The sequence below is a fragment of the Umezakia ovalisporum Ak1311 genome, assembly GCF_029891685.1.
GTDB classification, from domain to species: Bacteria; Cyanobacteriota; Cyanobacteriia; order Cyanobacteriales; family Nostocaceae; genus Umezakia; species Umezakia ovalisporum.
The window spans coordinates 102,517-114,909 of record NZ_JANQDJ010000086.1 but is presented as its reverse complement, the minus strand read 5'-3'; the positions used below and the strand labels follow the sequence as shown (position 1 = coordinate 114,909).

Annotated in this window: 6 protein-coding genes; 2 read left to right on the top strand and 4 right to left on the bottom strand. The window is 39.9% G+C overall.

All coding sequences use genetic code 11. The features are described 5' to 3' along the window. The first annotated feature begins 24 nt into the window (after window positions 1-24). A complete protein-coding gene (locus NWP25_RS17340) occupies window positions 25-3,054 on the top strand; it encodes a UPF0182 family protein (RefSeq protein WP_280699865.1) in 3,030 nt (1,009 codons plus the stop codon). Window positions 3,055-3,741: 687 nt separating this feature from the next. Here the strand turns inward: NWP25_RS17340 and NWP25_RS17335 are convergent. Beyond that, entirely contained in the window at window positions 3,742-5,730 is a 1,989-nt protein-coding gene (locus NWP25_RS17335) for a PAS domain-containing protein (RefSeq protein WP_280652630.1), read from the bottom strand. A gap of 524 nt (window positions 5,731-6,254) precedes the next feature. On the opposite strand from NWP25_RS17335, the gene NWP25_RS17330 reads away from it, so the two are divergent. Further along, window positions 6,255-7,643, top strand: coding sequence for an AAA-like domain-containing protein (locus NWP25_RS17330; protein ID WP_280699863.1), 1,389 nt, complete (start codon window positions 6,255-6,257; stop codon window positions 7,641-7,643). Between the two features lie 11 nt (window positions 7,644-7,654). Here the strand turns inward: NWP25_RS17330 and NWP25_RS17325 are convergent, their stop codons facing one another. The 3 genes from NWP25_RS17325 to NWP25_RS17315 form a co-directional block, all read right to left on the bottom strand. Further along, window positions 7,655-9,439, bottom strand: a complete 1,785-nt coding sequence (locus NWP25_RS17325) for a M61 family metallopeptidase (protein ID WP_280699861.1) — start codon at window positions 9,437-9,439, stop codon at window positions 7,655-7,657. A 117-nt stretch (window positions 9,440-9,556) separates the two neighbouring features. Then, entirely contained in the window at window positions 9,557-9,718 is a 162-nt protein-coding gene (locus NWP25_RS17320; RefSeq protein ID WP_280652633.1) for a hypothetical protein, read from the bottom strand. 490 nt (window positions 9,719-10,208) lie between these two features. Then, on the bottom strand, window positions 10,209-11,396 hold the full coding sequence (locus tag NWP25_RS17315) for a HetZ-related protein 2 (protein ID WP_280657294.1): 1,188 nt from the start codon (window positions 11,394-11,396) through the stop codon (window positions 10,209-10,211). Window positions 11,397-12,393 lie beyond the last annotated feature (997 nt).

Sequence of the window (12,393 nt, the reverse complement as noted above, 5' to 3'; positions counted from 1 at the left end):
CCAGTCAACAGTGAACAGTGAACAGTGAACAGCAAATGGAAATGGTGCTTTAGATTATTAATCATATTTCTAGGACTTTGGCTAATCCTAGATTTAGTTTCTCGTCTGGGGGCAGAAGTTTTCTGGTTTCAGAATGTCGGCTACTTACAAGTATTTTTTCTCAGGTTAGTAACCATGACTGCTTTGTGGATACTTGTAGCCGCTGTAACTGCTGTCTATTTATTAGGAAATCTCCGCCTAGCTCGACAGCTAAAATATCCAGACTTTCTGAAAATTAAGGAAATCCAGCGTGAGGAAGCAGGACTGAACAGGGAACTACAAAACTTTCTCAGTCCTCACAATACCCAACGCGATGAAATACGCACCATATCTCGCACTAAACCATTAAGATTACCTTGGTTACTTCCCATAGTGTTGGTGTTAAGCCTGTTAGTTGGATTAATGCTCATTCACTATAGTGAAATAGCTGCTACTTATTGGCATTCTCCCGTTACCAGGGGTATTGCACCTGTTCCACCTCTATTCCGACCAGAGAGAATTTTGCAGCTGATAAGCGCGCAAATTTTTGCCCAGGTTTGGTATGTCGGCTTAATTGCCGGAGTAACGATTCTTATTCTTATCTATCCCCAAACCTTATTACAAGCCATCGCCGTTAGCTTCAGTCTCCTATTTGCCTGGGTGCTGTCTCATAACTGGGCAAGAGTACTGCAATATTTCCAGCCCACCTCCTTTAAAGCCTCCGAACCTTTATTTGCTCAAGATATTAGCTTTTATATCTTTTCCCTACCATTTTGGGAACTTCTGGAACTATGGGCTGTGGGATTATTTTTATATAGCTTCATCTCCGTAGCCCTAACCTATCTTCTTTCAGCAAATAGTATCAGTCAAGGAATTTTTCCTGGGTTTTCCTCCCAGCAACAGCGTCATTTATACGGTTTGGGTGGTTTATTAATGCTGGTAGTTGCCCTGAGTTATTGGCTGAGTCGTTATGAACTAGTTTATTCTCAACGGGGGATAACGTACGGCGCTAGTTACACAGATGTTACTGCCGTCTTGCCAGCTTACACCATCTTGTCTGTATTAGCTTTAGGGATAGGCCTTTACTTGCTATGGCGAACACTTGCCTGGAAACCCCAGTCTTGGTATCGCCAATTTGTACTTTATGGGTTAGGGCTGTATCTATTAGTAGTTATAGCAGCGGATTTCATCTTGCCCACCGTAGTGCAATATTTAGTTGTTCAGCCTAACGAATTACAACGAGAGCAACCCTACATTCAGCGCACCATCGCCTTAACTCGACAAGCATTTGATCTAGACGCAATTGATGCCGAAACCTTCAACCCCACGGGGGATTTGACACAAGCTGATATCGAAGAAAATGATTTGACCATTCGTAATATTCGCCTTTGGGATCAACAACCACTTCTAGAAACCAACCGACAGCTGCAACAAATTCGACTCTACTATCGCTTCCCCGATGCCGACATTGACCGCTACACTTTATTCCGAGAAGCACCCGGAGAAAGACCCGCAGCACCAGGAAAGCCTTCACCAACCAACCAAGAGGAAAACCAAGCCACAGAAAAACGCCAGGTATTAATTGCCGCACGAGAGCTAGATTATACTGCTGTGCCCCAACAAGCTCAAACTTGGGTTAACCGCCATTTAATTTACACTCACGGTTTTGGTTTCACCATGAGTCCCGTGAACACCGTGGGACCTGGTGGACTACCAGAATATTTTATCAAAGATATTGCTGGCACTGGCGAAAGCGCCCTGACCACATCCAGTGAAGCCATTCGTAACAGCATTCCCATTGGGCAACCCCGGATTTATTTTGGTGAAATTACTAATACTCACGTCATGACTGGTACAAGAGTAAGAGAATTAGACTTTCCCAGTGGTAGTGATAACTTTTACAACGCTTATGATGGATCAGGTGGCATTGGCATTGGTTCCCCTTGGCGACGGTTATTATTTGCCATGTATTTGAAAGATTGGCAGATGTTATTCACACAGGACTTTTTACCAGACACCAAGGTATTATTCCGGCGCAATATCAAGCAACGCGTTCGAGCCATCGCACCTTTTTTACAATTTGATAGTGACCCTTATATAGTCGCCACAGATGCTCAACCTGAGAATGGTAGTGGCGATTTCAAAAGTAATGGAAACTATCTTTTCTGGATTATGGATGCTTACACCACAAGCGATCGCTATCCTTACTCCGACACAACTAGCGAAGATATCAACTACATCCGTAACTCAGTAAAAGTGGTAGTTGATGCCTACCACGGCACAGTTAACTTTTACATAGCCGATCCTAGGGACCCCATCATTACCACCTGGGCAAAAATATTTCCCAACACCTTTAAACCCCTCAGCGACCTACCACCTACCCTACTTAAACATATCCGCTATCCGGTGGACTTGTTCAAAATTCAATCCGAGCGATTGATGACCTACCACATGACAGACCCCCAGGTTTTTTATAATCGGGAAGACCAGTGGCAAATACCCACCGAAATCTACGGTAACGAAGCTCGTCCAGTAGACCCATACTATTTAATTACCAGCCTCCCCACAGTCCCCTTTGAAGAATTTATCCTGTTATTGCCCTACACACCCAGACAACGCTCTAACTTAATCGCTTGGTTAGCAGCCCGATCTGACGGTGAAAATTACGGTAAATTATTACTGTATGTCTTTCCCAAAGAACGGTTAGTTTACGGGCCAGAGCAAATTGAAGCCCGAATTAACCAAGACCCAGTGATTTCTCAGCAAATTTCCTTGTGGAATCGTCAAGGCTCAAGAGCAGTTCAGGGTAATTTATTAATTATCCCCATTGAGCAATCCTTATTATACGTCGAGCCAATATATTTAGAAGCCACTCAAAACAGACTACCAACATTAGTGCGCGTAATAGTAGCTTTTGAAAACCGCATTGTCATGGCTCCAACCCTAGAACAGGCATTAGAAGGAATTTTCCAGCCAGAAGTCACACCAGCCCCAGCCATTATTCGTCCTGTAGACGAATCAACCCCCGCAGAATAAAGAGTAATATTGATTACCTGAAAAAATAACTATCAGTTAAGTTGGGTTGAGGAACGAAACCCAACACAACCAAACAAAACCAGAGCTTCATGATGTTGTTTTTCACAACCTTGAACCCAAACAAATCCGCTTAATAGTGGAATTTTTAGCCAGTTGTAGTGAAGCGATGATTAGTGCAGCGAAGAGACTGGCTCACCCATTAATAGTCTTTCCACAGCACAAAATCAACAACTGGCATGGGAGCGGGAGTATTGAAAACAAGGCTTGACCCTACACTGCTTGCAGTTTTCACCTTCCCGTTATCCCTGTCGATATATTATTAAAACTGCAACCAAAAGATTTGTCATGCCAAATTGCCAAATCTTTCGCTAATATCAATTCACAAAACCTTTGCAAGACATTTAGATAAGGTTGAACACAGTAAAAAACAACACAATCTTTGATTGTTGAGTTTGGGTCGTTCTCCAAAAAAAGCTACTCTTAGAGAAATATCAAAAACAGTTAACCATTTTGGTGTTGTAAATATTTATTAAATCAATACCTAGACATACCCATTAATATTAAATAGGGTATATGAAGTGATGAGATTACGCTAAAAAAGCAGGAGTAGGTCACAAGATGCCATGTCTATCACGCAATCGTCATAAAGGTTCTGATTTCGCTACTATTTGATTTAGCAAGCCTAACTTAAAAACTAGCGTGTTTCCTCATATCAGAATAGTGTCGAACTGTTGTATTCATTTCAATAATAAACTCTGTCCCTTGACCTAATTGAGAGTTACATTTCAATTTGCCATGATGTTTTTCCACAATAATTTTTTGACTAATTGATAGTCCTAATCCCTTAGCTTTACTCAGTGATTTAGTAGTAAAAAAAGGTTCAAATATCCGCCTTTTAATATGAGGAAGAATTCCTTTGCCATTGTCATAGATATGAATCACAACCTTTTGCTTATTACCGGGTTGTTGCTCAACTGTATGCGCTTCATTGCCCCTAACTAATGACAAATGACTACTTACAACTTCTGTACGAATCAAAATTTGAGGAATTAAGGCATACTCTTGTTTCATCCTTTCTTCTAAGGCATCAATGGCATTATTTAAAATATTCATGAAGACCTGATTTAGCTCCCCACCATAACACTCGATTAAAGGTATTTTTCCAAAATCTTTAATTACTTTAATCCCTGGTCTATCTGGCTTTTCTTTCAAGCGATGCTGCAATATCCTCAGAACACTATCCAGTCCTTCATGTAAGTTAGATTTTTTCATTTTTTCACCATCATCAAGGCTAGAAAAATTCCGCAGGGCAAAAATAATCTCTTGAATGCGTTCAGATCCAGATCCCATTGACCAAAGCAATTTTAAAAAGTCGGTTTTAATCAGATTTAGGTCGAACTGTTGCAAATGAAATGTAATTCCTGATTGGGGTTTTGGATAGTAGTATTGGTATAGTTCAATTAATTTAATTAAATGTTCAGCATACTGACTAGCAGGATAAAGATTACTATAAATAAAGTTAACAGGATTATAAATTTCGTTAGCCATCTCTACTACGATTTGACCGAGATTAGCCATTTTATCATTTTGTAATAATTGTCCTTGAGTAATTTGTAGTTGTCGTGAGATATCTCTTACTTGTGCTTTAGCAAACTCAGCTTTGGTGATTTCACCTTTGATTTGTTCCCAGAGTTGCTGTTGCTGAATAGATATTGCTATTTCTTGACTAATATATGTAACAGAATCTATTTCCCATTTTTGCCACTGACGGTTATTACAACAGTCATAGACAATTAACAGTCCCCATAATTGATTTTTTGAAGATTGTGGATTTTGATGATGTTGTTCCTTTAATAAAATAGGAAATACTAAACTTGTGTTTACTTCCAACTGATTGAGAAAATTAATTTGACCAGATAATTTAGGTATTGTATTGGTTTCCGCCCAGATGCTTGATTGATATGCTTCTACATCCCTCTCAGGTATGGAAACTTGAATATCTATATCTTGCCAAGATGCTAAAGGTACGGTCAAAGATTCAAAAACTACTTTCCCATTACCGTTAGGTTGAATCGAGTAAATTAAAGCCTGGTCAATTTGCAAAACCTCTCGCATTTCTTGTAATATATTTGGCACTAATACATCCAGTTGTGAATAGGAATTTATGTGTTTTCGCACAGTTTTTAACAGCTTTTCCTGCTTTTGGTACTTTTGTAAACTTTCCTGGAACATTTTCTCCTGGGTAATATCCCTGTGGGTTCCTGTTATCCATGTTGGTTTGCCAAATTCATCCCATTGAAATACTTGACCACTAGAAAAAATCCACTTCCACTGACCGGATTTAGTTAACATTCTCAATTCAATTTCAAACTTAGGTATGTAGCCTGCAAGATAATCTTGCAATACCTGTTGAAGTCTCAACAAATCTTGTGGATGTACAAGTTCCTCAAAGGATTGATAGTTGCTGGTAACTTCTTCTACTTTATACCCTAAAATTCCCTTCCACTCAGGGTTATGATAGGTTTGGTTAGTGACTAAATTCCAATTCCACCAACCAAAACCACTGGCGGCCAAAGCCATTTTTAAAGCAGTTGGTGACTGCTGACTCATTTCTAACTCTCTTAGCGCTGAAATTTGAGCTTCTATCTGGTAGGTAGCGGGTTCTTTGATGTCCATAGCGGCCGATACGATAAAGAAGATATCATGGGCTTCTTTCTCTACGCTCTGTTAGCACCTGAAGATAAAAAGTGCAAATAGGTTCAAAATCAGTTAATTTAGCTATAATATTCCCGATTTAAGCAAATTTTAAAATATACTAACAAGCCATTACTTAGCTTGAATTAAATATAGAAAAAGTTAAACACAAGAGTGTAACCTATATCCCTATCACCAACTTAAAATAGAACAAAAATTAGCTACATTTTATGAATGTCTGAATTGAACATATCTAATAATAAGTATCTAAAAATACTATTTATCCCCATAGAATACTTGGGAATTTTTTTTTAAAAAATTCTAAAATTATCATATCTCGGATGTTTCAGATAAAAAGAAAATTGTCAAGCTAGTTTTGTAGCTTTTTCTAAAAAAACAGGCCTGCACTCACATTTGGGAGGCTGCATCAATTAAAATCCTCAAAACCTCAAATTTGAGGTGGAAAAATCAGAGGAGATGTCACACAGAACTAAGGCCGATGACCAATGACTATAGATGAAGTCGTATTGCTACTAAAAGCCAGCCAAATAAATAATTTGACGACACTCCAAGAAACGATACTGCGTTCTTCGTGGGAGGGAAAAACTTATACAACCATAGCCTTTGAAGCTCACTACGGAGGAGAGCGTGTGAGGAAAGTTGCTGCTCATTTATGGCAATTGTTAAGCGATTTTTGGCGAGAACCCATTAATAAATCTAACTTTCGTCAAATATTGTCACCTCGCAGTCTCAGCAAAACCCATCAACAGTTAATTAAGGAGTTTAACCGCGCCGCTACTGCCATATCTCTGGAATTTCCCAATAGTCCCGTATCCCTTAGCTCTAGACTTTACATTACTCGCCCCCCAATTGAGGAACTTGTCTACACAGAAATAACAACACCAGGAAGTGTCATTTGCATCCAAGCACCGAAAAAAATGGGGAAAAGTTCTCTGATTCTCAGAGTAATAGCACGCGCTCAACATCAAGGTTTTCGCACTGTCAGTCTAGATTTTCAGCAAGCCGATCAAGCTGTTTTTGGCAGTTTGGATAAATTTTTACGCTGGTTGTGTGCTAATGTCAGTCGGGAGTTACAGCTAGAACCAAAACTCAATGATTACTGGGATGAGGATATGGGTAGTAAAGTTAGCTGTTCTATCTATTTCCAAAAGTATTTACTATCTGCTGCTAAAAATCCTTTGCTTTTGATATTAAACGAAATAGATTGGGTGTTTGAGTATCCTGAGATTGCTGGGGAATTTTTGCCATTAATGCGCTCTTGGTATGAACAGTCCAAAATGCTAGAAATTTGGCAAAAACTCCGCCTGATATTAGTTTATTCTCAGGAAATACTAGTTCCTCTCAAATCAACAAAATCCCCATTCAATTTGGGTTCGCTAATTAAGTTGCCAAGTTTTACAAAAGAGCAAGTGCAGGATCTCGCACAACGTCACGGGTTAAATTGGGCAAATAATGGCAATACTGAAAAATTAATGGCAATGGTCGGGGGACATCCTTATTTGATCAGATTGGCTTTGTATCATCTTGTGAGTAAGGGAGGTTTAGAAGTCAACCTACAACAACTACTACAACAAGCTCCAACCACCGTGGGAATTTATCACGAGTACTTAAGACAGTATATATTGCTGCTGCAAAGGCAGCCAGAATTGGCAACTGCTTTCTATGAAATTATTACTGCTAGCAATCATTTGAAATTACAGCCAGTCATAGCATATAAATTACAGAGTATGGGTCTAGTACATCTTGAAGGCCACCGCTGTACTCCTGCGTGTGAGTTATATCGTTTATATTTTCGTGGACAACTGGACAGGGTTAAGGATGTAACCATTGCCAATGAGTTGGAAAGCCTACACTACACCGATAAATCAGTGTAGGTAGTTTACCTTTAACGAAGACTAGCAATCGGTACACCTAACCACCCTGCGCCATTCTCTTTTTGTGAAGTATCAAGATTGTGTAATGGTAGGATCTGAAACTTAGTAGGACGTGGGGCTTCTAAGGTAACAGAATAAGTACGTAGTTCATCTTGGTGGAAAACAGTTACTTCAATCGTATCCTTTGGTTGGTAATCTTTAAGGCGATCGCTCAGTTGATGAGCTGTTAATCGGATTCCTTCAATGGCTAATAACTCGTCACCTGCATCAATTCCCGCTAGTTGTGCAGGTGAACCTGTTTCCACAGATTTAATTAGTTCGCGCCCGTGTTCAGTTTTTGCCTTAATACCCATGTAAGGTTCTTCTTCCCGTTCCGCCACTAAATGCAAGCCGAAAGGTTCCAAGTAATGATTAAAAGGTAATTCCTCGGTGCCATTAACGTAAAGTTCAAAGAAATCAGTCAAATCCACACCCGCCACCGATTCAATTACCTCTTGTAACTGTTCCGGGGTGTAGCCAATTTCTGGTTGACCAAATTTCCGCCACATTTGCCGCATCACATCATCGAGCGATCGCTGATTGCCATGTCTTGCTCTGATCAGCAAATCTAGCAAAAAAGAAACCATTTCCCCTTTCAGATAGTATGACATTTGGGAATTGTTACTATTGGCATCTGGACGATAAAGTTTAATCCAAGCATCAAAACTCGACTCGGCAAGTGGTTGTACCTTGCGCCCTGGGGTTGTGAGAAATCTGGTAATTTCCTTATTCAAATGATTTAAATATGACTTAGCATCATAAATGCCGGCCCGCAAAGGAATTAGTAAGTCGTAATAACTTGTAGTTCCTTCACAGAACCACAAAGAAGGAGTGTAGTTCTCCTGCTCGTAATCAAAAACTTCTAAACCCTTGGGACGAATACGCTTGACATTCCACAAGTGAAAAAATTCGTGTGCCGCTAATTGTACAAAGCGTTCATACTTATCCTGAGAACGAAACCCAAAACGCTGATAAATTAATGAGCAACAGTTTTTATGTTCCAAACCTCCATAACCTTGGCCAAATAAATGCACCAGAAAAACGTAACGTTCGTAGGGTAAACCCCCAAACATTTCCGCTTCCACTTCGATAATTTTTTCGAGATCAGCAATTGCCCGTTGTGATTCTAAATTCCCCTTTCCCCAGACTGCCAGCTCATGGGGTTTTCCCAAAACCTCAAAGTAGTATGATTCGTGGCTACCAATTTCAAAAGGGCTATCCACCAAAGTGTCAAAATCAGCAGCCCAAAAACTATGGCTTTGGTCACCAACTGGTGGTAGGGAAGTAGTCACCCGCCAATCTGGGCGAGGTGGTAAAACAGTAATCTGAATTGGTAAATTTTCCCAACCAGGAAGTCTAAAAAACAATGCCGCACCGTTAAAATAGCCGTGGCTACTGTCTAAATGATTCGTCCGTACCGTTAGTTCATTCGCAAATATCCGGTAAGTTACAATTAATTCCGAAGCACCTGTTGTATTGACTTGCCAGTGGTTTTTACTGATTTTTCTCCAAGTCAAAGGCTTATCCCCAGCAAAAGCGGTAAATTGTTGCAGGTTTTTTGCGTATTCTCGAACTAAGTATGAGCCTGGTGTCCACACAGGCATTTTCAAATCAAGAATGTTCGATGAATGGTTCATTAGCCGTAATGTCACTTCAAACAGATGTGTTTCTGGTTGAGGCATTGCCACCAGGTAATGAATCATCGGTAGTGTATCCTGGATGTCTATCTTGATACGAGGTGCTGTTGCTTCGGTCATCTGTAATTAAAAGTTATAAATTTTGAATCAATAGTTAATACTCAATAGTTAATGGTCAATAGTCAATAGTGAATAGTTAACAAATGTAAACTTAGGACTAATTGACACTCCCCGTGTTCAAAAGCCAAGAAATTCTTGCTGCACGTCAATTACCCATAATTTAGCCCCTGCAAGCATATTCACCGTGTAACCTACAGCAATGCTACATTCTCCACTGAGAAAGACCTGAGTATCGTGGCAATTTAAGTAAAGATGAGTACGGTTAACTTCTAAACACATTTAACTAACCTGAGATTTACCCAATAATAAGTAGTTTCCCACATTTAATAAATCTCATGTTCAAAATACTTATCATATCCATAAAAATAAACTGCTCCCCTGAAGTCAATCAGGGGATTTTCAACGGGACAACACTTGGTCAACTGAGGTAAACCCCACCATCGCAGTGCTTGATAAATTAATGTTATTAGGCTTCTTTTTAGCTGTCATCCAGACACAAATCGTGTTTGGGTAAGTTAAACCACCCCTGAGCGCGCCACTAAAATCAAGTTCCAATAATGGGTCAAGATAACACATTGCCCAATCGAGGTGGAGCCATAATCACCTTTGAGTTAAGCATTTGTAGGCATTGGTGTACCCCTAAAATCACTTCGACCTCAAATGAGTAAGCACAATGGTTGTACCGGAGTGTCTGGGGCTGCATTGATTATCGGTAATTTTAGTATTTTCTTGGGTTTTAACAGAAAAAAATTCCCCACCACTAATCATCTCAATCCTGATTCCTTAAAGATTGGGCTGCAAAGTAAACTTTTGTCCATTCACCCATCACTTGATGAGTTTTAAGCTTTAACTCTTGGGCTATTGCTTCCATAGACTTACCTGCTTTACGCAAATCTAGGATCTTTCGCCCCAAAGGAGTTAATGTTTCATATACTTGCTGCCATTGGTTTTGAGTTAGTCCCAAATTATGTTCTTGTAGGGAAATGGCCAACCAGTTATCCACAAGTTCTGGTTTAGCCTTGAGGGCAAAAACCCGCACCGCATGGTAGCTAATTTTTTCTCGCAGTCGGTAAATTTCTTTGATTGGCTTATGTAATGTTTTGGCAATTTCATCTTGGCATTTGCCTTGCAGATACAATCTCAGCCACTCCACAGCCTCTTCTCCAAGATTTGCTTGTAAATAATCGGCAAATTCCTGTTTTACTACCTGCCGCAGTGTCTGTTGGTCTTCTATTTCTTGTGCTGCTTCATATTCCGCGATCGCTTGATTATCAGTCAAGTTCACTGCATTCTCGTTATCCTCTGACAATATTTCTTCCGAAACAACCTTTACTAATTCATTGCTTGGTACTTGGGTTAAGCCACCACGCTGAATGCGTCGCAGATAATTAACAAATCTATATACCAGCAATGGTTGATTACGTACTGGCCGCATAGAGTACTCTTCTATGCTGGCAAATAATAAACTATCCCGCAGTCGTTTATCATTGGTAAGTTCAGCGATAGCAGCCATTTCTTGCTGCATGTATTTATCGTTTTGCAGTAATTCTTGTAACACTTCTTGCAATACATCCATCACACTACGCTGGCGATCGCGGCTCAGAGAAACCCAACTCTGAATCTTATTGCGTAATGCCACTAAGCTCCCCAGGCGAGTAAGCAAGTTACCATAGGCACGTTCTCGCCCAATCCCCAAGTAGCGTTGATGTAGAATTTTCCATCGATATTCTATCCCTTGGTTAGCAATGTTGAGTTCTTCAGGATTGAGTTGAGCAAAGCGTTGTAAGTCACTTCCTAACAGCCAAAGAACAATACTTTCTCTATGGGCCACACTTTGCTCTGGGGATTCCGCCGCTAGACGACTGCTCCAATACTGTGCTAATTTTTGTGCCTCCGCCGTCATAGTGAGATTGCACTCCTCAAAACCCTGTATTAACCTTGGCATTACAACCCCCATTTGTCACACTGAAATTATCTTCTGGATTTTGCCCATGAGGATATCTCTTCCATCAACACATCTCACCTGTTATGTTCTTATTACCTCTGGATTTACTCAGTTTATGCAACATTTAGGGAAAATTATTTCAATCCTCTAAATTTTAGTTCTGCTCTTACCCAGATGTACTAAATGTTGGTTCCTACCGGCATCACTTACCGGAAAACGAGCCAAAGCCTCTGGCCTTAGACATGGGGATGTAGGCAATTTGTGGCTAAAGCCACTGTGAAACCCTTGTATGGCTTTAGCCACAGAGAGTTTATCTTTCGCTTTCACTTTAGATAAATATACTGTACAATTCCCTATGGAAGGTGATGGATAGGTGTTCTCTTTGACTTATTGACTTTCCACTAAAACCAACTAAATAGCAAATAGAAATCCTTCGACACTGGCTAGAAATTAAGCCCAAAGTCTACAACTAAGCTCAAAGCTTATTATAAATCACGCTCATGTCACATCAATGCTTGTTCATTGCATTCTGAATACACTATCCTCCCAGATACACTACGTCCTACCTGCTCAATTCAGTGTAAATCATTAAGTAAAGCAAAGGAACAACACCTAGAATTAAAAAGTTTCCATTCTCGGGTATTGCAAGAAAAACCAAAAAGACTGGAAAATGCTTTCACTTTTCTACTAAGATCCCAATTTTGAGTTTCCACTTTTTAAAAAAGTTGGGCAGTTCGGTTCTTTTGTATTTCCGCAACTAGGAAAAGAACCGTTAAAAAACAAAGCAGAAGGGAGCGACTTTAGCCCTCAGGGTAGCAAGAGTTTAGAATCCTTTGGCCTTTAGGCAGGGGAGAGGTCAATAACTAATAGCGAAATAACGGGGTTGTGTTCCCATTATTTCCAATGGGAATTCCAGATCAGGAATTTTTTTCTCACATCAACTTAACTTCAGTTAATTAAATTTTTACACTTAATTGTATCTACTTGGCTGAAAATAACACCCCTCCAG

Coding starts and splice junctions, on each gene's coding strand:
- NWP25_RS17325 (WP_280699861.1), bottom strand. CDS start 9,439: ATGACCGAAGCAACAGCACCTCGTATCAAGATAGACATCCAGGATACA.
- NWP25_RS17335 (WP_280652630.1), bottom strand. CDS start 5,730: ATGGACATCAAAGAACCCGCTACCTACCAGATAGAAGCTCAAATTTCA.
- NWP25_RS17315 (WP_280657294.1), bottom strand. CDS start 11,396: ATGGGGGTTGTAATGCCAAGGTTAATACAGGGTTTTGAGGAGTGCAAT.
- NWP25_RS17320 (WP_280652633.1), bottom strand. CDS start 9,718: ATGTGTTTAGAAGTTAACCGTACTCATCTTTACTTAAATTGCCACGAT.
- NWP25_RS17330 (WP_280699863.1), top strand. CDS start 6,255: ATGACTATAGATGAAGTCGTATTGCTACTAAAAGCCAGCCAAATAAAT.